Source organism: Staphylococcus sp. aM (genome assembly GCF_052975125.1).
Genome location: NZ_CP121447.1, coordinates 1,615,538 through 1,642,300 on the forward strand (window position 1 = coordinate 1,615,538; position 26,763 = coordinate 1,642,300).

General features: G+C 33.4%; 25 protein-coding genes. 3 read left to right on the forward strand and 22 right to left on the reverse strand.

Annotation, left to right across the window (positions count from 1 at the left end):
* Positions 1-152 precede the first annotated feature (152 nt).
* Together fakA and P7F85_RS07830 are read right to left on the reverse strand one after the other, a co-directional pair.
* Positions 153-1,802, reverse strand: a complete 1,650-nt coding sequence (gene fakA, locus P7F85_RS07825; protein ID WP_031463952.1) for a fatty acid kinase catalytic subunit FakA — start codon at positions 1,800-1,802, stop codon at positions 153-155.
* A gap of 14 nt (positions 1,803-1,816) precedes the next feature.
* Positions 1,817-2,191, reverse strand: a complete 375-nt coding sequence (locus tag P7F85_RS07830) for an Asp23/Gls24 family envelope stress response protein (protein WP_002466916.1) — start codon at positions 2,189-2,191, stop codon at positions 1,817-1,819.
* A 307-nt stretch (positions 2,192-2,498) separates the two neighbouring features.
* Here P7F85_RS07830 and rpmB point away from each other — a divergent pair, with 307 nt between their 5' ends.
* Positions 2,499-2,687, forward strand: a complete 189-nt coding sequence (gene rpmB / locus P7F85_RS07835; protein ID WP_002435210.1) for a 50S ribosomal protein L28 — start codon at positions 2,499-2,501, stop codon at positions 2,685-2,687.
* An 87-nt stretch (positions 2,688-2,774) separates the two neighbouring features.
* Here the strand turns inward: rpmB and P7F85_RS07840 are convergent, their stop codons facing one another.
* The 9 genes from P7F85_RS07840 to P7F85_RS07880 all read right to left on the reverse strand — a co-directional run bounded on the left by P7F85_RS07840 (position 2,775) and on the right by P7F85_RS07880 (position 11,674).
* Complete coding sequence (locus tag P7F85_RS07840; protein WP_002466909.1) at positions 2,775-3,413, reverse strand: thiamine diphosphokinase; 639 nt, start codon at positions 3,411-3,413, stop codon at positions 2,775-2,777.
* A 5-nt stretch (positions 3,414-3,418) separates the two neighbouring features.
* Positions 3,419-4,063: a ribulose-phosphate 3-epimerase gene (rpe, locus tag P7F85_RS07845; protein WP_002466915.1), complete on the reverse strand. Its 645-nt coding sequence runs from the start codon at positions 4,061-4,063 to the stop codon at positions 3,419-3,421.
* Positions 4,064-4,939, reverse strand: coding sequence for a ribosome small subunit-dependent GTPase A (rsgA, locus tag P7F85_RS07850; protein WP_002466914.1), 876 nt, complete (start codon positions 4,937-4,939; stop codon positions 4,064-4,066). It lies immediately after the preceding gene.
* Between the two features lie 139 nt (positions 4,940-5,078).
* Positions 5,079-7,115 (reverse strand): Stk1 family PASTA domain-containing Ser/Thr kinase, encoded by a 2,037-nt coding sequence (pknB, locus tag P7F85_RS07855; protein WP_447158538.1) that lies wholly within the window; start codon positions 7,113-7,115, stop codon positions 5,079-5,081.
* Entirely contained in the window at positions 7,112-7,855 is a 744-nt protein-coding gene (locus tag P7F85_RS07860; RefSeq protein ID WP_015365092.1) for a Stp1/IreP family PP2C-type Ser/Thr phosphatase, read from the reverse strand. Before P7F85_RS07860 ends, pknB begins: the two co-directional genes overlap by 4 nt.
* A 5-nt stretch (positions 7,856-7,860) precedes the next feature.
* Entirely contained in the window at positions 7,861-8,955 is a 1,095-nt protein-coding gene (gene rlmN / locus P7F85_RS07865; RefSeq protein ID WP_002450591.1) for a 23S rRNA (adenine(2503)-C(2))-methyltransferase RlmN, read from the reverse strand.
* 1 nt (position 8,956) lies between these two features.
* Entirely contained in the window at positions 8,957-10,264 is a 1,308-nt protein-coding gene (rsmB, locus tag P7F85_RS07870; RefSeq protein ID WP_015365093.1) for a 16S rRNA (cytosine(967)-C(5))-methyltransferase RsmB, read from the reverse strand.
* Entirely contained in the window at positions 10,261-11,193 is a 933-nt protein-coding gene (gene fmt / locus P7F85_RS07875) for a methionyl-tRNA formyltransferase (RefSeq protein ID WP_002466201.1), read from the reverse strand. Before fmt ends, rsmB begins: the two co-directional genes overlap by 4 nt.
* Positions 11,186-11,674 carry a peptide deformylase gene (locus P7F85_RS07880; RefSeq protein WP_002466196.1) on the reverse strand — a complete coding sequence of 163 codons (489 nt, stop codon included), beginning with the start codon at positions 11,672-11,674 and terminating at the stop codon, positions 11,186-11,188. The genes fmt and P7F85_RS07880 overlap by 8 nt, the downstream gene beginning before the upstream one ends.
* A 209-nt stretch (positions 11,675-11,883) precedes the next feature.
* On the opposite strand from P7F85_RS07880, the gene P7F85_RS07885 reads away from it, so the two are divergent.
* Positions 11,884-12,087, forward strand: a complete 204-nt coding sequence (locus tag P7F85_RS07885; RefSeq protein ID WP_002450595.1) for a TM2 domain-containing protein — start codon at positions 11,884-11,886, stop codon at positions 12,085-12,087.
* A 65-nt stretch (positions 12,088-12,152) separates the two neighbouring features.
* Here P7F85_RS07885 and priA read toward each other — a convergent pair whose 3' ends face one another.
* The 4 genes from priA to gmk form a co-directional block, all read right to left on the reverse strand.
* Complete coding sequence (gene priA / locus P7F85_RS07890; protein WP_002466190.1) at positions 12,153-14,561, reverse strand: primosomal protein N'; 2,409 nt, start codon at positions 14,559-14,561, stop codon at positions 12,153-12,155.
* Positions 14,561-15,760 carry a bifunctional phosphopantothenoylcysteine decarboxylase/phosphopantothenate--cysteine ligase CoaBC gene (coaBC, locus tag P7F85_RS07895; protein WP_002466197.1) on the reverse strand — a complete coding sequence of 400 codons (1,200 nt, stop codon included), beginning with the start codon at positions 15,758-15,760 and terminating at the stop codon, positions 14,561-14,563. The genes priA and coaBC overlap by 1 nt, the downstream gene beginning before the upstream one ends.
* Before the next feature lie 216 nt (positions 15,761-15,976).
* Complete coding sequence (rpoZ, locus tag P7F85_RS07900) at positions 15,977-16,189, reverse strand: DNA-directed RNA polymerase subunit omega (protein ID WP_002466202.1); 213 nt, start codon at positions 16,187-16,189, stop codon at positions 15,977-15,979.
* Positions 16,189-16,812: a guanylate kinase gene (gene gmk, locus P7F85_RS07905; protein ID WP_002466189.1), complete on the reverse strand. Its 624-nt coding sequence runs from the start codon at positions 16,810-16,812 to the stop codon at positions 16,189-16,191. The genes rpoZ and gmk overlap by 1 nt, the downstream gene beginning before the upstream one ends.
* 192 nt (positions 16,813-17,004) lie before the next feature.
* Here gmk and P7F85_RS07910 point away from each other — a divergent pair, with 192 nt between their 5' ends.
* Positions 17,005-18,711, forward strand: a complete 1,707-nt coding sequence (locus P7F85_RS07910; RefSeq protein WP_046464362.1) for an Rqc2 family fibronectin-binding protein — start codon at positions 17,005-17,007, stop codon at positions 18,709-18,711.
* Between the two features lie 64 nt (positions 18,712-18,775).
* On the opposite strand, the gene P7F85_RS07915 is transcribed toward P7F85_RS07910, so the two are convergent.
* From P7F85_RS07915 to P7F85_RS07945, 7 genes are all read right to left on the reverse strand, one after another.
* The gene (locus P7F85_RS07915; RefSeq protein WP_002450601.1) at positions 18,776-19,183 is read right to left on the reverse strand and encodes a VOC family protein; all 408 of its coding nucleotides are present in this window, start codon (positions 19,181-19,183) and stop codon (positions 18,776-18,778) included.
* Positions 19,184-19,550: 367 nt separating this feature from the next.
* Positions 19,551-19,775, reverse strand: coding sequence for a hypothetical protein (locus P7F85_RS07920; RefSeq protein ID WP_002466188.1), 225 nt, complete (start codon positions 19,773-19,775; stop codon positions 19,551-19,553).
* A gap of 24 nt (positions 19,776-19,799) precedes the next feature.
* Complete coding sequence (gene pyrE / locus P7F85_RS07925; RefSeq protein ID WP_002466194.1) at positions 19,800-20,411, reverse strand: orotate phosphoribosyltransferase; 612 nt, start codon at positions 20,409-20,411, stop codon at positions 19,800-19,802.
* Positions 20,412-21,104 carry an orotidine-5'-phosphate decarboxylase gene (pyrF, locus tag P7F85_RS07930; RefSeq protein WP_002466199.1) on the reverse strand — a complete coding sequence of 231 codons (693 nt, stop codon included), beginning with the start codon at positions 21,102-21,104 and terminating at the stop codon, positions 20,412-20,414.
* Between the two features lie 108 nt (positions 21,105-21,212).
* Complete coding sequence (carB, locus tag P7F85_RS07935) at positions 21,213-24,386, reverse strand: carbamoyl-phosphate synthase large subunit (RefSeq protein ID WP_002466186.1); 3,174 nt, start codon at positions 24,384-24,386, stop codon at positions 21,213-21,215.
* On the reverse strand, positions 24,379-25,479 hold the full coding sequence (locus P7F85_RS07940) for a carbamoyl phosphate synthase small subunit (RefSeq protein ID WP_015365095.1): 1,101 nt from the start codon (positions 25,477-25,479) through the stop codon (positions 24,379-24,381). Before P7F85_RS07940 ends, carB begins: the two co-directional genes overlap by 8 nt.
* Entirely contained in the window at positions 25,480-26,757 is a 1,278-nt protein-coding gene (locus P7F85_RS07945) for a dihydroorotase (RefSeq protein WP_002466208.1), read from the reverse strand. It lies immediately after the preceding gene.
* Between the last annotated feature and the right edge of the window lie 6 nt (positions 26,758-26,763).

The window sequence follows — 26,763 nt, forward strand, 5'->3', positions numbered from 1 at the left end:
GCTTTGGAGTTTTTAAGTTAACATAATTATTTTATAGACACCAAACTAATGATTCTCTATGTTTTGATTATTAACAAAAATAAAACGAGATAGAAGTAATCAGAGTATCCTTCTGATTATACTTTCAATCTCGTCTTATTTATGAAATATATTTATTCAACAGCAAATAAATACTGATATATAGGTTGTTGACCGTTATGATTTTCAATTTCAACATCTGGATACGTAGATTCTATCCATTCAACAAGTTGATTTGTTGTTTGTTGATTTGCATCTTCACCAGCAATAATTGTTAAAATCTCACTATCTTCAGAAAGCATTGCTTCTAACAATTGTTTAGTAGCGGTAAATTGATCAGCATCACTTGTTATAATTTTATCTTCTGCAAGCCCCATAAATTCATCTTTTTTAATTTCAACACCATCAATTTTAGTGTCTCTAACTGCAAATGTAACTGAGCCAGATTTAACGACATCTAGTGCAGTAACCATATGACTCTTATTATCTTCTAATGATGAACCTTCGTCATATTGGAATAAAGCTGCAATACCTTGAGGAACAGACTTAGTAGGAATCACTACTGCTTCTGCGTCAACGATTTCTGCGGCTTGTTCACTTGCCATTAAAATGTTTTTATTATTAGGTAATATAATCGCACGCTTACATTCTGATTGTTCTATGACTTTTACTATATCCTCTGTAGACGGGTTCATTGTTTGCCCACCACTGATAATATGTGTAGCACCCATTGATTTGAATAAATCCGAGATTCCATCTCCCATAGAAATAGTAATAATAGCTGTTTCTACAGTTTGTGGCTCATCATTTTTATGATTATTTGCCTCTTTTTTAATTACTTCGCGATGTTGCTCTCTCATATTTTCAACTTTAAGTTTAATTAATTCACCGTATTGTTGACCATAATTAAATACTTGTCCAGGATACTCAGTATGAACATGTACTTTCACAATCTCATCATCATTAATCACTAATAATGAATCTCCAAATTCGCTCATATCTTGACGGAATTCGTCTTCTTTAAATTCTTTCTTGTCTTTACCAAAACGTACCATCATTTCTGTACAATATCCGTATACTATATCTTCTGTATTAATTACACCATGAAAATCATGTTCGTCATTAACCAATGTATCTGTATCTAATTTAGGCTTAATAGCTTCAACCGTTTCACCGTTTAAACCTTTTAAGAATCCTTCGTAAACAGATAATAGTCCTTTACCACCACTATCAACAACACCTACTTCTTTTAATACTGCAAGTAGGTTTGGTGTATTGTCTAATGATTTCTCAGCAGCTTCAATCGTCGCTTCCATGATTTCAACACAGTCCTTTGATGACTCAGCTTTATTCATAGCTGCTTGCGCTGCATCTTTAGCAACGGTTAAAATTGTCCCTTCAACTGGTTTCATTACAGCCTTGTAAGCTGTCTCAACACCTGCTTGAAGACTTTCAGCTAACTGTTGTGCATCAATTTCAGATTCTGTCTCGATATTTTTACAGAATCCTCTAAATAATTGAGATAAAATAACGCCAGAGTTCCCTCTTGCACCCATTAATAAACCTTTGGAGAAAGTTTTGCCTAGTTCTCCAATGTTTTGAGATAAATTATTTTCAACTTCTTCACGACCAGAAGTGATTGTGAGATTCATATTTGTCCCTGTATCTCCATCTGGAACTGGATATACATTAAGCGAATCCACTAAATCTGCATTATTAGATAAATTTTGTGCCCCTTGTATAATCATATCGGCAAATAATTTACCATTGATTTTGCTAATCATTTCACGTTGTCCTCCTAAATCTTTTTGCCCGTTTGGTTTAATCTAACACCTTGTACAAAGATATTAACTGAATTCACTTTTACATTAAGCGTTGACTCTAATGTATATTTAACAGTTGACTGAACATTGTTCGCCACTTCTGAAATTTTCACACCATAACTTACTATAATATACATGTCTATATCAACATTTCCGTCCTCTTCACGAACTTTAATGCCTCTTGCATAATTCTCATGGCCTAAAATTTCTGCGATGCCATCTCTTACTTGCTGTCTAGATGCCATACCAACAATGCCGTAACATTCAACAGCTTTTCCACCTACAACTGAGGCGATGACTTCATTCGAAATATCAATTTTACCGTAATCATTTGAAATTTCTAATGTCATATTAATATTCCTCCTGAAAAATAAAGTTATGTGTTTCTTAACTTATATAGATAAGCAATCTCTTTGCTAGTCTGCATTAATTATTATTACTAATTCGTTCGAATTTTTAATGTTTAAATTTCCTATTTCTTTAAAGTATCATACTATATTACTCCACAGCTTACAATTATATCATAATTTATCAAGTGTTTGCGTATATAATTCATGATTTATATAATTATTTATTGCCAATCCTAAACAATTGTGGTATCTTAATAAAGTATATAAGTAGTGACGTGTATTTATATTTATTAAAGGAGGTACTTTCATGGGTAAACAATGTTACGTAACAGGTCGTAAAGCTTCGACTGGTAATAATCGTTCACACGCTTTAAATGCGAACAAACGCAGATGGAACGCTAACCTTCAAAAAGTTAGAATTCTTGTTGACGGAAAACCTAAAAAAGTTTGGGTTTCTGCACGTGCTTTAAAATCTGGTAAAGTTACTAGAGTTTAATAAATATAATGCACATATAAATAGTCCTTATGTGGAGGACATATTTTAAAAGAACTTAAAGGATATCCTTTAAGTTCTTTTTTTATACTACAAATCTTTACTTCTAATTTGTAACACAAGTCCATTCTGAATTTCGATTTTTGCATTTGGATTTTCAACTTCATTAGATATAGTTAATGTAGATCCTCTTACCAACTTTTCCTTATCCAAATTATATTTAAATCCTGCCAACGATAATACAGGTTCTCCACTCACAGGTATGAAAGAAACATATTGATAATGAGTATGTGGTGAAATAGTGTACATACCAGAAGTCAGTAATATAATTTCATTTTGCTCATCAATTATTTTAAAATTGATGCCTTTATGAATATATTCTGATTTTAACAAAATTTGAACCACACCCATAAAATGATCTAATCGACCACCAGTAGCGCCATATATATGAATATCTTGATACCCTTCTTCAACAGCTTGAGCAACACCTAAGCCTAAATCTGTATCATCTTTTTCAGCTTTAACAGGATGAATATTCAATTGTGTTGCTAAAAGTTGACGCTCTTGATTATTAACAGAATCAAAATCCCCCACAGAAAACACAGGATCGATTTGATTCTGAATTAAAATCAATGCTCCCCTATCTATACCAGCCCATGCTTCTTGATTATGATGTTGAAATAGATTTTTAGGAATATTTCTATCTGAGCACAATAAATTGATTTTCATTTCAATCAGCCCTTTAACTTTTGTGTAACTGCTTGATAATCATCTTGTTTGAAGAAGTATGAACCTGTCACTAACATCGTAGCTCCATTTTTAACGCAAACTTCGGCAGTCTCTGCATTAATTCCACCATCAACTTCAATATCAAAAGTAAGTTGCTTCTCATTTTTCAAAGTATTTAATTCCAGTACTTTATCCACGCAATCTTCAATAAATGATTGACCGCCAAATCCAGGGTTTACTGTCATAATTAAAACGTAGTCTACTGTATTGATAATAGGTAAAATTTGGCTAACTGGTGTTCCTGGATTGATCACTACGCCAGCCTTCTTGCCTTTGTTTTTAATTTGTTCGATAGCTCTGTGGATATGTGCAGTCGCTTCCAAATGAACAGATATTAAATCTGCACCATGATCTGCAAATAATTCGATATATTGTTCTGGATTTTCAATCATCAAATGAACATCAATTGGTAACTTTGATTGTTGTCGAACTGCGTCTAAGATAGGTATGCCAATAGAAATATTGGGCACAAATTGTCCATCCATCACATCAAAATGTAAGCCATCTACACCTGCTTCTTCAAGCTTAACTAATTCATCCTTTAAATTTAAAAAATCTACTGATAATAATGAAGGTAATACTTTTGTCATTTAATATCGTACCTTTCTTTCTGAAATTTCATTGAATAACTGTAAATAATGTTCATATCTAAATTGAGCAATATTCCCTACATCTAATTCTTCTTTGACATTACATTTGGGTTCCTTCAAATGATTACAATTACGGAACTTACATTCTTCTCCATATTGTGCAATTTCGATAAAGTAATCTTTAAGTTCATCTTTATCAATATGATCAAAATCTAATGCACTAAACCCTGGTGTATCTGCAATAAAACCATTGACTGTTTCATGTAATTCAACATGTCTTGTTGTATGTTTACCACGATTCAAAGATTTTGAAATATCATTAGTATCAAGATTTAGTTCAGGTTTAAATCGATTTAAAAATGTTGATTTACCAACGCCCGATTGACCACTTAATACAATTAAACCTTCTCCCCATTCTTCTACCAAAGCATGTTGATCATCATTGATACCAACGAATTGAGTTGGATAACCTATTTCTTCATATATAGCTAAATAACTATTAATTTTTTCAATTTGATTGTCGTCAGCCATATCTTTTTTGGTAACTAAAATTCTAGCTTCTAAACCATATGAATGTGCTATGACTAAGAATCTATCTAACAATTGGGTAGAAAACTGTGGTTCAACAGCACTCATGACTATTACTAATGTATCAATATTACTGACAGGTGGTCGTTTTAAAGCATTCCCTCTTTCATGAACATGCTGGATGTAACCTTCCGTTTCATTTTGAACATCAAAGTCAACGATATCGCCAACAATTGGTGAAAATTTCTTTTTTCTAAATAAGCCACGAGGCTTGGTATTAAACCTAGTGCCGTTCACATCAACTTGATAAACACCACTTATCAATTTTACAATTCGACCAGTCTTCAAAAGGACACCTCTCAATTTTATTTTACTGTTATTAGTATATCAAAATCATAACTATTTATATATCTTTCTATGTATAAAAAAAGACGATGAGTATCATCGTCAACTCATCGTCTTACCTATAGTATTATATTGAAAAGATTTAATCATCATACCCTACATCTTTATCAGCAACTACTTTATTATCTACTCTGATAGTATAACCAGCAGTTTTACCTTTTTGGATTTTCATTGGAATATTGATAGATTTATTATCTTTAATTTCAAAAGATTGTGTAGCCTTAGAACCATCATTATCTTTATCTCGAATATAAACTTCTACTTTTTGACTTTTCCCTTTTTTACCAGAGTAAGGTACTTCAACAGATTCATTATAATTTTTTACGTCTTTGGATGAAGCGTCATCTGAATCATCGTCCTTAGATTTTTCGTCATCCGAATCTGACTCTTTACCTTTTGAAACCACTAATGAAATTGTAGAACCTTCATCAATGGATTTACTCTTAGGTGATTGTGAGATAACATTGTTCTTTTTGACACTATCACTATACGTTTCAGAAACTTTAACTTTAAATCCTTTTGATTCAAGTGCTTTTTTAGCTGTAGAATATGATTTATTTTCATAATTACTAACGTAAACTTGTCTAACACCCAATGATTCATAAATTTTTATATTATGATCATTTAATTTTACTTGTTTATTAGCAGCAACATTTTGGTTTGCAATATAACCTTTTGGCGTATTTGCATTATAGGTTTGTTCAACTGCAACATCTTTAAGTCCTACTTTTTCAAGTTTATTCAGTGCTTCATTTTTTGATAATCCAACGACACTTGGCATTTTGACCATTTCAGGGCCTTTTGATAAAACAATATCAATTTTGTCACCACGTTCTACACGTTCACCCTTACCTGGTCGTGACTTAATCACTTGGTTTTCAGGATATTTATCACTATAATTTCTTGAAATGTCTCCAATTTTTAAATGATGATTTTTTAATATTTTCTCAGTTTGCTTTTCAGTTTTGCCTGATATATCTGGCATTTCCTCATATTTACTACCGAATACAGCCATGCTGACAAAGGCAATCAAACCAATCAACAATAAAGCAAAAATAAACGCAAATAAAAACTTCTTTTTCTTAGAGCTTTTTTTACGAGGTGGCTCATAAATTGGGCTCTCCATACTTTGAAATTGTTGATGATTGACTGGTTGATCCATAATTGGAATTTGCATTGTCTCTTCGATATTTTTTTCTTTTGGTGTATCATCAATTTTTTTAGAAATCTCATCTTTTGAAAATGCCATTGTCTTTGTTTTCGTTTGATCTAACTCATATTTTTCTTCATTCGAACGATTTTCGTGTAGTACACTACTTAAATCATCGCGCATTTGTTGAATGGTACGATATCTATCAGCTCTATCTTTTTCAGTTGCTTTAAGTACAACGTTACTCAATGCTTGTGGTACCTCTTCACGCTTTTCAGTAGTGATATTGGGAATCGTGTCTTGAATGTGTTTAATGGCAATACTTACTGCTGTTTCACCATTAAATGGTGGTTCACCAACAAGCATTTCATAGAGTACAATACCTATTGAATAAATATCAGTACCTTCGTTAGTTGATTCGCCTTTAGCTTGTTCGGGTGATAAATACTGTACCGTACCGAGCACATGGTTTGTTTGGGTCAATGACGTTTCACTTATGGCTTTAGCAATCCCAAAATCAAAGATTTTAAGTGTTTTATTTTTATCTATGAGAATATTTTGCGGTTTAATATCTCTATGTACAATTCTATTATCATGTGCATGTTTGATACCTTCAAGTATCTGTTGTGTAAATTGGATTGCGGTTTCTAAACTTAAAGGTCCATGATTTTGAATATATTCAGACAATGTTGGCCCTTCAATATATTCCATCACTAAAAAGTAACAGTCATCCTCTTCGGCTACATCATACATGCTCACAATATTTTTATGTGCTAATTGTGATGAATTATGAACTTCTCTTTCAAATCGACGCAGTGTTTCTTCCTTTTCTCTCGGAGGTATGGAAATTGCTTTGATAGCGACCTTGCGCTTAAGAATAAGATCTTCGGCAAGATAGACAATGCTCATGCCACCTCCGCCTAGTTTATCGATGACTTTGTAGCGTTCATTGATGAGTTTATCAATCATACTCTATCACCCTCGATAGCTGATAAGATAAAACTGATATTATCTTTTGAATCATGTGCGAATGCGACACGCATAATTCGTTCACCATGCTCTTCTAATGATGCGTCTTGTTTTAATTCCTCTTGAATTTCTTCATTTCTAACATAATCTGTTAATCCATCAGAGCATAATAATAAGAAATCATAAAATTTTAAACGCTTAATAAATAAATCTGGTGATACTCGTTTATCAGTGCCCATGACTTTTGTAATAATATTTCTTTGTGGGTGACGGTAAGCTTCTTCTTCTGTGATTTGACCTGTCATCACTAAATGATTAACAAATGAGTGATCACTCGTAATTTGATCGATTTGTCTACTGTTTATAACGTATGCACGAGAATCACCCACATTGGCAACGACAACTGATTTATCAAATACTAATGCACAAACACAAGTCGTTCCCATACCATAATAATTAGGGTTTTCTTGGGCATAATTGTACAAATCAAAATTGATATCTTTAATATTTGTACGCAACCATTCTTCAGCTTGATGTTCTTCGATTAAGTTTTCTGATTCAAAACGTTTTTGTAGTTCATAAGTAACAAACTGACTTGCAATTTCACCAGCTCTATGACCACCCATACCATCACACAATACTAACATTTGTTGGTTGGTTTGGTTATAAAAAATACCACCTGCATCTTCATTCTTATCTCTATGTTGTCCAGTATCAGTGAAAAATTGTGCATTTAGCATTGCTCTTACCTCGTTTCTACTTGTCGTTCCTTCGCTCTTAATTGACCACATGCTGCATCAATATCTGACCCTTGTTCACGTCTTATTGTAGCATTGATTCCTAAACGTTTTAACTCTTTTTCAAATTTAAAAATGTCATCTTTAGGTGTTTTAACATAATTCCTTTCAGGAACATGGTTTACAGGAATTAAATTTACGTGACAATTTAACCCTTTAATAAGATGTGCTAGATCTCTTGCATGTTCCAATTGATCATTAACACCACCGAATAATCCATATTCAAATGTAATTCGACGATTCGTCTTCTCTTGATAATATTCAATTGCTTCCATTAACTTTTCAACATTATACGCTCTGTTAATTGGCATTAATCTTGAACGCACTTCATCTTTGGCACCATGTAAACTTACGGCAAAGTTAATTTGAATATCTTCTTCTGCAAAATCATAGATTCTAGGAATAATACCTGATGTTGATACAGTTATATGACGTGCACCAATATTTAAACTATTGTCATCATTGACAATACGTAAGAAATCCATCATTTCATCATAATTTTCAAATGGTTCGCCGATACCCATAATAACAATTTGAGAAACGCGTTCTTCTGTTTCATCTAAAGCCTTTTGTACCGTAAGTACCTGTGACACAATTTCACCAGCTTCTAAATTACGCTTTAATCCACCTAATGTTGAGGCACAGAATGTACAACCAATACGACAACCTACTTGTGTTGTTACACATACAGAATTCCCATATTCATGACGCATTAATACCGTTTCAATTGTATAGCCATCTTGCAATTCAAATAAGAATTTAATTGTACCGTCTCTACTTTCTTGTTTAACCACTGTTGTTAGTGTTGTCATAGCAAAATTATCTTTTAAAAGTTGTCTTAAATCTTTTGATAAATTTGTCATTTCATCAATGCTATCAACACGTTTTTGGTATAACCATTCAAATATTTGTTTTGCTCTGAACTTTTGTTGGCCATGTTCGATAAGCCAATTTTGCATTTCATCGTATCTTAATGAATAAATAGACTGCTTCTCAAAATCAGGAAGGAATTTATTTTTCTTTTTCTTTTTATCAGTAATCATGTTAACTTTCCTTTCTTTTAATTCTAGCGATAAAGAATCCATCTGAGTGGTAGTCTTGGGGGAATATTTGTAATGTTTTCACCATTTCACCTGTCATTGGATGTTGGAAGGGTTCAAACTCGAAATCTTTATTTTGTTTTAAAAATGTATAAACGACATTTTCGTTTTCCATTTGTTCAATCGTACATGTTGAATAAATAATTGAGCCACCCGGCTTCACATTATGTTTAACATTCTCCAATATTTGTAACTGCAATTCAACTAATGATTGTATAGAATTTTTCGATTGAGTATATTTAATTTCGGGTTTATGTCTTAATACACCAAAACCACTACAAGGTGCATCTACTAGAATTTTGTCATATTGCGTTACATAAGGTTCTGTAGCATCATGTTGATAGGCTTCAATATTTTTCAATCTAAGTTTTCTTATATTGAAATCAATTAATTTGATCTTATGGTCATGAATATCAGTTGCATCTACATGCCCTTCCGGCGATAAAATTTCGGCGATATGACACGCCTTACCTCCAGGTGCACTACATGCATCTAGGACGGAGTCATTTCTGTTTAAATCCATAATATGTGCAACAAACATAGAACTTTTATCTTGAATTGAAACTAATCCATCTTTAAACGCTCTTGAATTAACAATAGGTTTACCGGAAATATGGAGACAGAATGGTAAAACATCATCTCTATCAACAATATAACTTTCTTTTTCTAACGCACTAATAATATCATCAATAGAACCTCTCGTTATGTTGGCTCTTACAGTGGTCGCTACTGGTTCTAAAAATGACTGTGCAATGGCTTCTGTTTGCTCTAAACCGTAATGTGTTACCCAATGATCAACAAGCCATTTTGGTAAACTATATTGAATTGCGATACGTTTTTTATCATCTTGTATATCTTGAACATCAGGTAATTCACTTCTCATGATGTTACGTAGAATACCGTTAACTACATTACCGGTATAATAGCCACCTTCTTCTTTGGCAATCTCAACCGCTTCATTAATAATGGCATGATCTGGCACCTTATCTAAATATACATATTGATAGATACTCATCCATAGTAACTCACGTACCCAACCTTTTATCTTCGTTTTTAAGAAAGGTTTCAAATAAAAATCTAATGTATATTTGCGTTTAACTGTACCGTAAACAAGTTCAGTGAAAAGGCCTTTATCTAAATCACTAATCTCATAAGTAGAAAGCACCTCGTTAATTTCTAGATTACTATATGCACCTTCATCTAATATTGCTTGTATCGTCTCAAATGCGAGACCTCTTATCGAATTTGTCATACTAATTTCTTCCCAACTAGTGATTCTTGAACACCACTTAAATAATTTGCTACTTGCATACGTTTTTTACCGGCTAATTGTATATCAGTTAAAGCAATACATTCTTCTGAAGCTGTTGCAACAATAATCGCTTTCTTAGTCGTTTCAACAATCGTTCCAGGTTCGCCTTTTTTTCCAGAAACGATGTGCGCACCATATATTTTTAAATTTTTATCATCCATGATGGTATAAGCTACTGGCCAAGGAGACAAACCACGAATATGATTATGAATTACCTGTGCATCTTGGTTCCAATTAATTTTTTCATCTTCACGACTAATATTAGAAGCAAATGAAGCTTTAGCTTCATCTTGAACAATACTATCGTTTGTACCATTTAAGATAGACGGTAAAGTTTCTTTAAGTAAATCAGCACCTAAAAAACTTAGCTTATCATGCATAGAACCAACATTATCATCTTGTTCAATTGCAATTGCACGTTGTGAAATAATGTTTCCTGCATCTAATTTTTTCACCATATACATTATCGTGATTCCTGTTTCCTTTTCACCATCAATAATCGCTTGATGAATCGGTGCACCGCCACGGTATTTAGGTAATAAAGATGCATGTACATTAATAGCACCCAATTTAGGTGAATCTAATAAAGATTCAGGTAAAATTTGCCCAAATGCAGCTGTAACAATTAAATCAACATCCATGTCTAATAAAGTTTGTAATTCCTCAGAATCTTTTATTTTTTCAGGTTGATATACTGGTATATCATGTTCTAATGCTACCTTTTTAACCGGTGGTGGTGTCATAACGCGTTTTCTACCTACTGGTCTATCTGGTTGCGTTACCACTGCAACTACTTCTTGTTCTGCGATAAGCATTTCTAATACTTTTGTTGAAAAATCAGGTGTCCCCATAAAAATTATTTTACTCATATTCGAAATACGCCTCCATTTCTTCTTCACTTAATATACGTTTAGCCTTTTCTGTGAAAAATATGCCATTGAGTTGATCTATCGTATGTAAAATCATTCTAGCTACATCATCATATGCTGTAAGTTCAACAGTGTTTCCATTAACATCATTACTTTCTACAACAATCATTTTGTTACGTTCAACTTCACCAAACACATTTGGCAAACTGACTGACCCTTCTAAATCAGTAATAGTTTCTTCGGATTGATTTTTAATTTTCGGGTTAATCAGTTGTAGCAATCCTTCCATTTCCATATCCACAATCGCCACTTGTTGGTTAATGCCAATCTGATTAGCACTTAGTGCAGACCCTTCCAAAGCGTATAGGCTATCTTCTATATCCATTAACGTTTGCTTTAATTGATCATCGAAATGCTCTACTGGATTTGCAGGTTGATTAAAAATTGGATGCTCTGATTTCACTAATTTTTTTACTGACACATTTAACGCTCCTCATTAAAATTCATCAAACCATTATAACTTAATTAGCACAAAATTGCGACCTCTCTTAATCAGACTAAAGAATGAGGTCAATGTCTTTGACTTTAATATTATATTTTATAAAATATAAATGAGTAGTATGTTTTGAAAATAGAAAAGTCTTTCAAAATCATTAATTAAAATTTTACTTAAAGTGAGGTGTAACTAATATGGAAGTCAATAAAGTGATTTACATTTTATTAGCCGTATTCTTAGGAAGCTTTGGAATTCATAAATTCTATGCTGGTAAAACGATGCAAGGCATCTTACACATCTTATTCTGTTGGACAGCGATTCCTCATGTATTAGCAATTATTAGTGCTATTTTAACATTATTCAAACCAGCAGATGAAAACGGTAATGTGACAATGTAATTCTGCCTTGTTACCTAATGGAAAAAGCCATTGTGTGTCATCTTTGATGTCACACAATGGCTTTTTTACATCATCATTTGCGGATTAATGTCGATTTTTAATGCTAATTTGTCCTTAACATATTGTTCATGATAGTAATCGTCTAAATATTGAAGTGCTTTATGAAGTTCTGGCTCTCGTTTGTATTTTACTAAAATTTGGAAACGATACTCATTATTAATTCTAGATAGTGCTGCAGGTGATGGCCCTAAAACAAGCGATTGATCTGTAAGGTGTTGTAATAGGATTTTATGAATATGCTTAGAAGCTTCCATTACTTTTTTCATTTCTTTATGTGAAATCGTGAAGTTAATTAAAAAGTAATAAGGCGGATATTTTCCTAGTTTGCGATAAGTCATCTCTTGTTGATAAAACGTTAAATAATCATTTTTCTTAACATCTTCAATGGCATAATGTTCTGGATTATACGTTTGAATAATTACTTTACCTTCTTTTTCATGTCGACCTGCACGACCTGCCACTTGTGTTAATAATTGATATGTTCGTTCACTCGCTCTGAAATCAGGTAAATTGAGCATGGTATCTGCATTGAGCACCCCAACAAGCGTGATGTTTGGATAGTCTAATCCTTTGGCAATCATCTGTGTGCCTAAAAGTATATCACCTTTACCATTCTCAAAATCAGTAAGTAATTTTTCATGGGCACCTTTACGAGAAGTTGTATCAACATCCATTCGTATAATTTTTGCCTCTTCAAATTCTTGTTGTAATAATTCTTCCACTCTTTGCGTTCCAGTACCAACTTGTCTAATATGTTCACTTTCACAATTAGGGCATTGATTAGGTGGTGTTTCTTGGTACCCACAATAGTGACATTTTAGTAGATCCGTGGTCTTATGATACGTTAAGGAAATATCACAGTTTGGACATTGCGGTACATGACCACAATCACGGCATAACATAAATGAAGCATAGCCTCTTCGATTTAAGAATAATACAATTTGTTCATTATTATCTAAACAATGTTGAATCGCATCTCTTAACGTTGATGAGAACATCGAACGGTTACCTTCCGCAAGTTCTTCACGCATGTCTACAATATCAATTTCTGGTAATGCTTGATTGTTCACTCGATGAGGTAATGATAGTAATTGATAAACATCTTTTTCAGCACGCGCATATGATTCTAAACTTGGTGTCGCACTACCTAAAATCACTGGGCAATGGTGATAACTGCTTCTCCATTGAGCAATATCTCTAGCATGATATCTTGGATAATCTTCTTGTTTATATGTAGACTCATGTTCTTCATCGATGATAATTAGTCCTAAGTTTTTAAATGGCGCAAATATACTAGAGCGTGCACCGACACTAACTTGTGCACGTCCATCACGAATTTTTTGCCATTCATCGTAACGTTCTCCATTTGATAAACCTGAATGTAATACAGCAACATCATCACCAAAACGACGTTTGACTCTTAATACCATTTGAGGTGTTAAAGCAATTTCTGGTACAAGCATCATAGCTTGTTTACCTTGATTTAAAGCTGATTCAATTGCTTGTAAATAGACTTCTGTTTTACCAGAACCTGTCACACCATGTAATAAAAAGGTTCTTTCTTCGTTGGCATCTATTTTCTCTTTGATTGCATCAAAAGCGATTTGTTGGTCATGTGTTAATTGACGATTATCTTCTTTCTCAAAAATTCGATTCGCAAATGGATCTCTTTCTATTTCAGCATCATATTTTTCCAAGTATCCCTTCTTAATAAGGGTATCTAAACTCGATTTAGAAAATCCCATTTCTTCAATTTCTTTTAAAAACACATCTCTATGACGTTCGTCTAATAAATACGCATATAAATCATATTGTTTAATCGCTTTTTCCAAATGATTAAGTACCTCATCCGGATTTCCTATTTCTGTCACTTTAACAGCACGTTGCGTTTTCTTTTTAATATTTTGGGACAAAATGGTTATTTCTTTAATGATGTCATGCTTTAATAAACCATTCAATGCTTCTAAATCATCATTTTTTTGAGCATCTTTATAGAAATAATAGCCTTCTTTATTAAATCGATTTAAAAGTGGTTCAGGTATATCATTACCTTTCAGAACCTCAAAAGCCTTTTGATATTTAGCTTTAATTGCATTTGGTAACATCACTTCTAAAACAGATATACGTTTCGTTAAATGATAATGACTAAGCCATTCACTGAGTTCAATTAACTCAGGCGTTAACTCTGGTTTAATATCTTGAATTTCTTTAATTTCCTTTAGCTTACTGATATCAATACCTTCATCAGGCTGACTTTGAATACTCATCACATAGCCTTGGATTGTTCTCGGACCAAAAGGCACAATCACTCGTACACCTACTTGAACAAATGATTGCAATCGTTCGGGAATGATATAATCAAACTTAAAGTCGACGCTTTTCGAAGGTATGTCCACAATAACCTTAGCTATCATTATTGCCACCTAGTTTCTAATTCGTCTAAAATATCGTTGGCAATTTCAACTTTTTTGCCTTTCTTAATATTGATCATATCTTGATTTTTAAAATGCATCGTTAATTCATTTTCATCAGAACTAAATCCAATTGAGTGGTCCCCCACATTATTAGAAATAATCACATCTGCATTTTTTCGTTTTAATTTATCTTGAGCATACTTCTCAATATTCTGCGTTTCTGCTGCAAAACCTACTAAATACTGATTGGTCTTATGCTCACCAAGATATTTAAGTATATCTTGTGTTCGTTTGAATTTTACAGTTAAATCACCATCTTGCTTTTTCATTTTATGATCTAACACTTCTGATGGCGTATAATCTGATACGGCAGCCGCTTTCACAACAATATCTTGCATATCATATCGTTTAGCGGTTTCCTGAAACATCTCTTCTGCGCTTTCAACATGAATAACTTCAATACCTTCTGGATCTGCCAATTGTGTCGGACCAGTTACCAACGTGACATGTGCACCACGTTTTTTTAACGCATTAGCAATAGCAAACCCCATTTTTCCAGAAGAGCGATTAGATACAAATCTAACAGGATCAATGACTTCAATCGTTGGCCCTGCAGTAACTAGTGCGTGTTTGCCATTAAATGAACTTTCCACTTGAATCTCTTGTTGATGGAAATATTGATTGATGACTGAAACTATTTGTAAAGGTTCTTCCATTCGTCCTTTAGCCACATAACCACACGCTAAGTACCCATCACCTGGCTCAATAAATTGGTACCCATCAGCTTTGAGTGTTTCAATATTATGTTGTGTGCGCTTATTTTCATACATATGTACATTCATGGCAGGCGCAATAAACGTTTGTGTTTCTGTTGCTAATAAGGTTGACGTAATCATATCGTCTGCAATACCCACACTTAACTTCGCAATTGTATTTGCAGTTGCTGGTGCTACAATAATCACATCTGCCCAATCACCCAATGCTACATGTTGAATTTCTTGCGGGTTTTCTTCTTTAAAAGTATTTGTATATACTGGATTTTTACTTATAGACTGAAAAGCCAATGGTGTTACAAATTCTTGTGCATGATTTGAAAGCATAACACGCACTTCGTAACCAGCTTGAGTAAGTTTACTTGTTAAATCAATTGCTTTATATGCTGCAATACCGCCTGTTACTGCTAATAAAATATGTTTCATTATCAATTTCTCCTTAAAACATTCTCATTTCACTGAATTCATTTCTTTAAATGAGGATATTCACACAATTTATATTCGCATTTATGTTCAAATTTATATTAATTATACACAAATTGTCGCTAATATTAAAAAAACACACCTTATCTACATGATATATCCATCACAAGATTGTAATGAAATATCTTCAAAAAGGTGCGTCACAAAATTAGTATATGATTATCCTAAAAATTCTTGCGGGATAACTGGTGATACTTTGCCATCTGCAATTTCTTCTAATGCTTTACCGACAGGTTTAGCTGAATGATATTCACTTTCTAAAGCTGTTTCTGGTCTTTCGTCTAATTCACGAGCTCTTTTTGCGGCAGTCGTTGCGATAAGGTATTTAGATGTAATTTTACCTGTTAATTGGTTTAATGGTGGGTTTAACATTATTTTTTAGCCTCCAGTATCATTTTTCTATATTTAGCTTCTATACGTTCACGTTTAAGGTGTTCAGCTTCGACAATTGACTGAATTTTGTTTTTCGCTAATTCTACTTCGTCGTTTACCACTACATAATCGTATAAGTTCATCATTTCTACTTCTTTACGTGCCTCGGCAACACGGCTTTGAATTTTCTCATCTGATTCAGTGCCTCTACCAACTAAACGATCTCTTAAATCATCAAGACTTGGTGGAGCAAGGAAAATAAATAATGCTTCAGGGAATTTCTTTCTAACTTGTTTTGCACCTTCAACTTCAATTTCTAAAAATACATCATGTCCTTGGTCCATTGTATCTCTAACATATTGAACAGGCGTCCCATAGTAATTACCTACATACTCGGCATATTCAATAAATTGATCATCTTTTATTAATGCTTCAAACTCTTCTTTCGTCTTGAAAAAGTAATCTACACCATCAACTTCTCCCTCGCGCATGCTACGAGTTGTCATCGATATAGAATACTTATACGAAGTGTTTGGATCTTCAAATATTTTTTTTCTAACAGTTCCCTTACCAACACCAGAAGGACCTGAAAGAACAATTAACAATCCTTTTTCATTATCCATGCCTTACGACCTCTCTAAGCTATTCTTCTATTATTTAAATATGATATCATATTGCACTTGAAATTGTATAGAGATACTTTGGGCAGTTATCCTCATTTTTCAAATATTCAATGTTTTGAACACGATGTATGACCATTAGCACGATGCATGTTACAATAATGAGAATGAATAAAATGAAGGTGGCAGATAATTATGGCATATGATGGCCTATTTACAAAAAAGATGGTGACTTCTTTACAAGATTTAGTTACTGGACGAATCCATAAAATCAATCAACCAGAAAATGACACAATCATCATCGTTGTTCGCCAAAATCGTCAAAATCATCAATTACTTTTATCCATACATCCTAGCTTCTCTAGATTACAATTAACGAATAAAAAATATGATAATCCATTTGATCCCCCAATGTTTGCACGTGTCTTTCGTAAGCATTTAGAAGGTGGCATTATTAAATCCATTCGTCAAATTGGTAATGACAGAAGAGTTGAAATCGATGTACAAAGTAAAGATGAAATCGGTGATACGATACACCGCACAATTATTTTAGAGATTATGGGCAAACACAGTAACTTGATCTTAGTAGATGACGACCGAAAAATTCTTGAAGGATTTAAACATCTTACACCGAATACAAATCAATACCGTACAGTTATGCCTGGATTTAAATATGAAGCTCCACCTACACAACATAAACTTAACCCTTATGATGTATCAGGTGAAGATGTTTTAAAATATATCGATTTTAATGCAGGTAAAATTGCTAAACAGTTACTTAATACATTTGAAGGTTTTAGTCCTCTAATTACAAATGAAATTGTAAGTCGACGTCAGTTCATGACGCCTGAAACCTTACCAGAAGCATACGATGAAGTGATGGCTGAAACGCTTGAAGCTCCTACGCCTGTATTTCATAAAAATCATCAATCAGGTAAAGAAGATTTCTATTTCATGACATTAAATCAATTTTATGATGATATGGTTACCTATGAATCACTAAATGAATTACTCGATCGTTATTATGATGCGAGAGGTGAACGTGAACGAGTCAAACAACGTGCTAACGATTTAGTTCGGTTCGTTCAACAACAACTTCATAAATATCAAAATAAATTAAGTAAATTGTTACAAGAATACGAAGGTACAAAAGATAAAGATAACTATCAACTCTATGGTGAATTGATTACCGCTAATATTTATCGTATTAAACAAGGTGATGAATCTGTAACTGTTCTTAATTATTATAATAATGAGGAAATCACTATTCCTCTCAATCCAACTAAATCTCCATCAGTTAACGCACAATATTATTACAGACAATATAATCGTATGAAGACACGTGAACATGAACTTCAACATCAATTACAATTGACTAAAGAGAATATTGATTACTTTACAGGTATCGAACAGCAACTTGAACTTATTACTGTCAATGAAATTGATGATATTCGTGATGAATTAGCAGATCAAGGATTTATGAAGCAACGTAAAAATGTTAAGAAGAAGAAAAATGCTAAAATTCAATTACAATCGTATTTATCATCAGATGGCGACACTATTCTAGTTGGTAAAAACAACAAACAGAATGATTACCTTACAAATAAAAAAGCACAAAAAAATCATATATGGTTCCATACCAAAGATATACCGGGTTCACACGTAGTCATACTTAACGACTCACCGTCAGAGGAAACGATTAAAGAAGCGGCGATGTTAGCCGGATATTTCTCTAAAGCTGGTAACTCTGGACAAATTCCTGTTGATTATACAGAAATTCGCCATGTGCATAAACCTTCTGGCGCTAAACCTGGATTTGTTACTTATGATAATCAAAAAACATTATATGCTACGCCTGATTACGACCATATACAAAAAATGAAATCTGACAGTTTAAATTAAATAAAGTAAAAGCACTGATTATGCATCATTAAATGCTAAAATCAGTGCTTTTTTATGTTATAGATTAATGTTTTTCTGGTAAAGCCAATTGGAAACTGACACCAAACTTATCTTGTACCCATGCAAATTCTCTATACGGAGGCATTTCTGTTTTAGGCATCAAAATGGCGCCCTCTTTTTTCAGACCGCTAAATAATCTTTCCATTTCCATAGGATCTTTAACAGTGACATAAAGTGACATCGCAGGGTTCATAGGTAATTCTTCACCATTGTTCGCATCAATAGCCATAAAAACTTGGCCATTGAGTGTAAATATTGAATGTTGGACGGTACCTGGTGTGCCTGGTCCATCTTCATCGTATTTAACCATTGTTATAATTTCACTGTCTTCAAATAAACTTGTATATAAATTGATAGCTTCTTCAGCTTGATCATTAAACATTAAAAATGTTGTTATTTTTGGTATTTCCATTTTAATCCCCCTAAAGGTATGTTTATTTTTCTTTAGTATAGTTTAACATGTGTAACTATTATTTTCTGTTATAGACCTTTTAAATCAGTGAATTCATAAAACTTTTCCAGCATATAAGTTGATAAATTTTGACTTATTATCATGAACAGTTAAAATTAAACTAAGTGAAAAGGAGGCCATAACATGACACATGTACTTATACCTTTATTAATATTAGTAATTGTTCTACTCATTGGATGGCTATTAACTAAAATATTCATTCGTTAATACAATATAGAGCGGTGTCCAATCTTTGTTTAAACACATTGACTGTACACCGCTCAACTATTATTATCACTTATTAACATGTAAATTCTCTAGAGCCTACTTACAACTCGCCTTTAACACGTAGGTTTTGCTTTGCTTTTTTAAATATATCACTTGAATGCACAAACGCATCTCGACTCATCTCTTTCTGAAATTGAGTCATTGTTGATTCTTGAGTCTGAACATTGGTATATACATCTTCACGATAGTCCTCTTCTCTAGATAAAAATGCATTACAATGCTTTAAGGATGTGTATAAATCATTATCTTTTTCATGTTCTTTCATGATCATCCCACCTATATACTTATCTTATGATAAGTTATCTCGCCATTCAACTAATGTCTTAATATCATCTTCAGAGATTTCTCCTTGCTCTTTAGCAACTTCAATTAACTCATTATAATTACTTAAAGTATAGAATGGTATTTTTGCTTCGTTAAATGTTTCATCAGCTTTGGCTAATCCATAGGTAAAGATAGCTACAACACCTAATACTTCTGCACCACTTTCTTTTAATGCATCTACTGCTGTAATTGAAGAGCCACCAGTTGAAATTAAGTCTTCTATAACAACAACTTTCTTCCCTTCACTTTTCGCACCTTCGATTTGATTTTGTTTACCATGACTTTTACTTTTAGAACGCACATAGTTCATTGGTAATTCCATTTTTTCAGAAATATATGCAGCGTGTGGAATCCCTGCTGTTGCAGTTCCTGAAATCACTTCTACATCTTCAAATTTTTCATTAATTAATTGGATTAAACCATCTCTAATCGCGTTACGTACGAGTGGAAACCCTAATGTAACACGATTATCACAATAGATAGGTGATTTAATTCCTGAACTCCACGTAAATAAATCATTGGGTGAAAGCGATACTGCCTTTATATCTAATAATGCCTTTGCAATTTCTTTAGCCATTTAACCTAACCAACTTTCTTTAATAATTTGATAACTTTTAACTGGATCATCACTCTGTGTTATAGGTCGTCCAACGACAATATGTGTTGAGCCTAATTGTTTTGCTTGCTCGGGTGTCGTGATACGCTTCTGATCGTTTTGAGCTGAACCTTCTGGTCTAATACCTGGTGTAACCTTCATAAAATCTTTTCCTAGTTGAGCAGTAATTAACTCCGCTTCAAGAGGTGAACATACCACACCATCTAAACCTGCTTGTTGGCTTAATTTAGCATAATTTAATACAGCCTCTTCAATTGTTGTTTGAATGTTTTGTTCTTCATGTAACTGCGTCTCTGTAGTAGAAGTCAATTGAGTCACCGCAATAATTTTTGTATGTTTATTGTGTTGTCGTAACCCTTTAATGGCCGCTTCCATCATTGCCTTTCCACCAGCTGCATGCACATTGACTAAATCAACATCTAGCTTAGCTAAACCTTCCATAGCTTTGCTCACTGTGTTTGGAATATCATGTAATTTTAAATCCAAGAAAATACTATGTCCTCTATCTTTAATAGATTTAATTAGTTTAGGTCCAGTTTGATAAAATAATTCCATACCTACTTTGACAAATAATGGTTCATCGAATTGATCTAAAAATGCATTTACTTTATCAGCTGATTCAAAATCTAATGCAATAATTGGTAATTGTTTCATCGTGTAACTCCTTATATTGAAAGTTCTTCAACCATAGACTCAAAACTATGAATTGAAGAACTTATCTAAAATTAAATACAGACTTTAGTTTATTTAATTGATTTTTATTTACATATTTCTCATTGTGAATGTCATACTCTCGATGACGTTAGTTAACGCACTTGCAGTATCAAGTGAAGTAAGACATGGAATACCATTTTCTACTGTAGTACGACGAATTTGGAATCCATCTCGTTCTACTTCTTTACCTTTAGTCATTGTATTAATCACGATTTGCACATCACCATTTTGAATACGAGTGAGTAAATCATTTTCGCCGCCGATTTTGCCTACAACTTCTACTGGAATATCATTTTGATTTAATTTATCAGCAGTCCCCTTAGTTGCTAAAATCTTATAGCCGACTTCATTGAGACGGTGTGCAATTTTGACAATTTCTTCTTTATCTTTATCACTTACAGTCATCAACACAGTTCCATGGTCTTTAACTTCAAATCCACTACCTGTTAACCCTTTGTATAGCGCTTTCTCTAATGTTTGATCTTTCCCCATCACTTCACCAGTTGATTTCATTTCAGGTCCTAAAGTGATATCAACATTTTTCAATTTATTAAAGCTGAATACCGGTGCTTTAACAAATACCCCTTCTGAATACGGTTGAATACCTTCTTTATAACCAAGTGAAGATAATTTTGTACCCATAATGGCTTGCATTGCTAGTTGAGCCATTTGAATATCAGTGATTTTACTTAAGAATGGTACAGTTCGGCTTGAACGAGGGTTCACTTCTAGTACATAAACACCGTCATGTGCTATTACAAACTGAATGTTAATTAACCCAACGATATTTAAACCTTTCGCTAATCTAATCGTATAATCTTCTAATGTCTCAATTTCTTCTTGAGATAAAGTTTGAGGTGGATACACAGCGATAGAGTCACCACTATGGACACCTGCACGTTCAATATGTTCCATAATACCTGGAATAATCACTGTTTCACCGTCAGAAATAGCATCGACTTCGATTTCTTTACCAGTTAAGTATCTATCAACTAACACTGGATGCTCTGGGCTTGCTTTAACTGCTTGTGTCATATAGTTTTCTAATTCTTTATCATTATCAACGATCTCCATTGCACGACCACCAAGTACATATGAAGGTCTTACAACTACTGGATAACCAATATTACGTGCATTTTCCAATGCTTCTTTTGGTGAAGTCGCAGTTTTACCTTGAGGTTGTGGTACATCAATCGTATGCAATAACGCTTCAAATTCTTTTCTATCTTCAGCTCTGTTTAAATCTTCTAAAGATGTACCTAGAATTTGCACACCATGTTTAGCTAATTTGTCCGCTAAATTAATTGCTGTTTGTCCACCAAACTGTACAACGACACCTTTAGGTTGTTCTAAATTAATGATACTCATCACATCTTCTTCAGTAAGAGGTTCAAAGTATAATTTATCTGAAATAGAGAAATCAGTTGATACCGTTTCAGGGTTGTTATTAACGATAATTGCTTCATAGCCAGCATTTTGAATAGCCCACACAGCATGTACTGTTGCATAGTCGAATTCAACCCCTTGCCCTATACGAATTGGACCAGATCCTAAAACTAAAATTTTCTCTTTGTCTGTTACAATGGATTCATTTTCAGTTTCGTATGTCCCATAATAATATGGTGTTGTTGATTCGAATTCAGCAGCACAAGTATCCACCATTTTGTATACTGGCGTAATATTGTTTTTAATTCTTAATTGATAAACATCTTCTTCTGTCATATCAAAACGATGAGCAATGACTTTATCACTGAAACCATAATCTTTAGCATATTTAAGATATTCTAAATCACCTTGATGTGCTTTCAATTCATGTTCAATATTAATAATATTCTGGAATTTATTTAAGAAGAAGTAATCAATTTTAGTCATATTATGAATTTCTTCTAATGTTGTACCACGACGAATGGCCTCACCGATGAAGAATAATCTTTCGTCATCCTGATGACTAATTCTTTCTTTAATGTAATCTAAATCAAAACTTTCTCCATTTGGTAATCCTAAGTGATGCACACCATATTCTAAGGAACGAATCGCTTTAAGTAATGATTCTTCGTAAGTACGGCCGATTGCCATTACTTCACCAGTTGCTTTCATTTGTGTACCTAATTCACGTTCACCTTTTTCAAATTTATCAAATGGGAAACGTGGAATTTTGGAGATTACATAATCCAATGTTGGTTCAAATGCAGCATATGAAGTACCTGTAATTGGATTTAACATTTCATCTAATGTTAATCCAACAGCAATTTTTGCAGCTAGTTTGGCAATTGGATACCCTGTTGCTTTAGATGCTAATGCTGATGAACGAGATACACGTGGATTGACTTCAATAATATAGTAATTAAATGAATCTGGATCTAACGCTAATTGAACATTACATCCACCTTCGATGCCTAAAGCACGAATAACTTTTAATGAAACGTCTCTTAGCATTTGATATTCCACGTCTGATAATGTTTGACTTGGTGCAACCACAATGGAATCACCTGTATGGATACCCACTGGATCAATGTTTTCCATATTACATACTACAATGGCGTTATCATTTTTATCACGCATAACTTCATATTCAATTTCTTTAAAACCGGCAATGGATTTTTCAATTAAACACTGTGTTGCTGGACTATAGTGTAAACCATTTGTTACAACTTCTTTTAAATCATCATCGTTATAGCAAATACCGCCACCAGTACCGCCCATTGTAAAGGCTGGTCGAACGATTAATGGATAACCCACTTCTTCTTTAAATTTAAAAGCTTGTTCAACTGTATTTACAATATCACTTTCTGGTACAGGAACATCTAAATCATTCATCAATGTTCTAAATAGTTCACGGTCTTCAGCTTGTTGAATTGATTCTAATTCAGTTCCCAGTAGTTTCACATTATTAGCAGCTAATACACCACTATCATGTAACTGAATCGCCATGTTTAACCCTGTTTGACCACCTAACGTTGGTAATAAAGCATCAGGTTGTTCTTTACGAATGATACGTGCGATAAAATCATGTGTTAAAGGTTCAATATATACTTTATCTGCAATTTCTTTATCAGTCATAATCGTAGCTGGGTTAGAGTTAACCAAGATAACTCTATAACCTTCTTCTTTAAGTGCAAGACAGGCTTGAGTTCCTGCATAATCAAATTCCGCAGCTTGGCCAATAATAATTGGGCCCGATCCTACTACTAAAATTGTTTGAATATCGTTACGCTTAGGCATTTACATTACGCTCCTTTTCGATGAACTCATTCATCATAGTAATAAACTCGTCAAATAGATAATTAGAATCACTTGGGCCTGGTCTTGCTTCCGGATGATACTGAACTGAAAAGGCAGGTAACGTTTTATGTCTTAACCCTTCAACTGTACCATCATTTAATGCAATATGAGTGACTTCTAAATCTGTATTTTCTAATGAATCTCGGTCAATTGAATAACCATGGTTTTGACTTGTAATGTCAACTTTACCTGTTTTTAAGTTTTTAACAGGGTGGTTTGCACCTCTATGTCCAAACTTCATTTTGAACGATGTAGCGCCTTGAGATAAAGCAAATAATTGGTGGCCTAAGCAAATACCAAAGAATGGAATTTTGCCAAGAATGCCATTAATCATTTTTACAGCCACATCAATTTCTTCTGGGTCACCAGGGCCGTTAGATAGCATTACACCGTCTGGAGACATTTTGATGATTTCTTCAGCTGTTGTATTGTACGGTACAACTGTCACATTACATCCACGCATATTTAGTTCTCGTACAATATTTTGTTTTTTACCAAAGTCGAGTAAGACAACACTCAAATCTGATCCTGTAGATACATAAGGTGTTTTAGTAGAAACTGTCGACACTTCATCTCTAGGTAATTCAGTCGTTTTTAAATGTTCTACTAAGCTTTCAATGTCAGCTTTGTTATCTGTGAATCCGGCTCTTAATACACCGTGTTGACGAATTTTACGTGTAATACTTCTTGTATCGACACCTGAGATACCTGGTATTTGATATTGTACTAATACTTCATGTAATGTCTTTTGATTACGGAAGTTACTAGGATGTGTACTCGCTTCTTTCACTACAACACCATTCAATGTTGGTGTTAAAGATTCAAAATCATCTCTATTGATACCGTAGTTTCCAATTAATGGATACGTAAATGTAATAATTTGACCTGTGTATGAAGGATCAGAAATTGTTTCTTGATAACCTGTCATAGCTGTATTAAATACAATTTCACCAATTGAAAGTTCATCTGAACCTAATTGATATCCTTCATAATAAGAGCCGTCTTCAAATACTAGATAACGTTTTGAAAGCATCTATTTTTCCTCCTTAAATACTACTTCACCTTTAACCATTGTTAATACTGGATGTCCATATACTTTTTCACCAATAAATGGCGTATTGTCAGCTTTAGATAAGAAATCTTCACTTCTAATTTCTTTTTCATTTTCTAAATCAATAATTGTGATGTCAGCATAACTATCTTTATGCAATTTACCATAATTAAGATTAAAGATAGTTGCCGGTTTAATAGTTAAGTAATCGATTAACTGTTTTAATGACCAATTACCATTTCTAACAAAGTGTGTGTATAATAATGGAAATGCAGTTTCACTACCTACAATACCGAATGGTGCTTTTGTCATTGGTTGTTCTTTTTCTTCTTTCGCATGAGGCGCGTGATCGGTTGCAATACAATCAATTGTTCCGTCTAATAAACCTTCTAATAAGGCATCACGATCTTCTGTACTTCTTAAAGGTGGATTCATTTTATAATTTGCATCATCACCTGGCACATCATTTTCAGTTAATAATAAGTGATGTGGTGTTACTTCTGCAGTTACATGAATACCTGCTTTTTTAGCGTCACGAATGACACGAACACTCTCTTTAGTAGAAACGTGACATACATGGTAATGACAACCAGTAGCTTCAGCTAATAAAACGTCTCGCGCAATTTGAACAGATTCACATACATTAGGAATACCTGGGATACCTAATTCTTCACTACGTTTACCTTTATGCATAGCACCACCATAAATTAAACTATTATCTTCACAATGAGCTACGATTGGTTTTTTCACTTTTGCCGCTTGCTTCATAGCAGCATACATCATACTTGCTTGTTGCACACCTACGCCATCATCAGTAAAGGCAAACACGCCTTCATCCGCTAAAGCTTGGAAATCCACTAATTCTTTACCTGCTTGTCTAGTTGTTATAGAGGCATACGGTAAGACACGAATTTGTGCTGAATCTTTAATTTTTTCTCTTAATGCTCTTACATTTTCCACTGAATCTGGAACTGGTCTAGTATTTGGCATTGGACAGATAGTTGTAAAACCACCTCTTGCAGCCGCTTTCGTACCTGTTTCAATTGTTTCTTTATGTTCTCCACCTGGTTCACGTAAATGTACATGTACATCTACAAATCCTGGTGCTATTAAATTTCCTTTAGCATCTATAACTTCAATATTTTCGGATGAAGAATCAATTTTACTACTAATTGTTTTAATTCTTTTACCGTCAATTAGAATATCCGTATTTTTTAATTTTCCATTTTTAATAATTTTACCGTTCTTAATTAGTTTCATGATTCA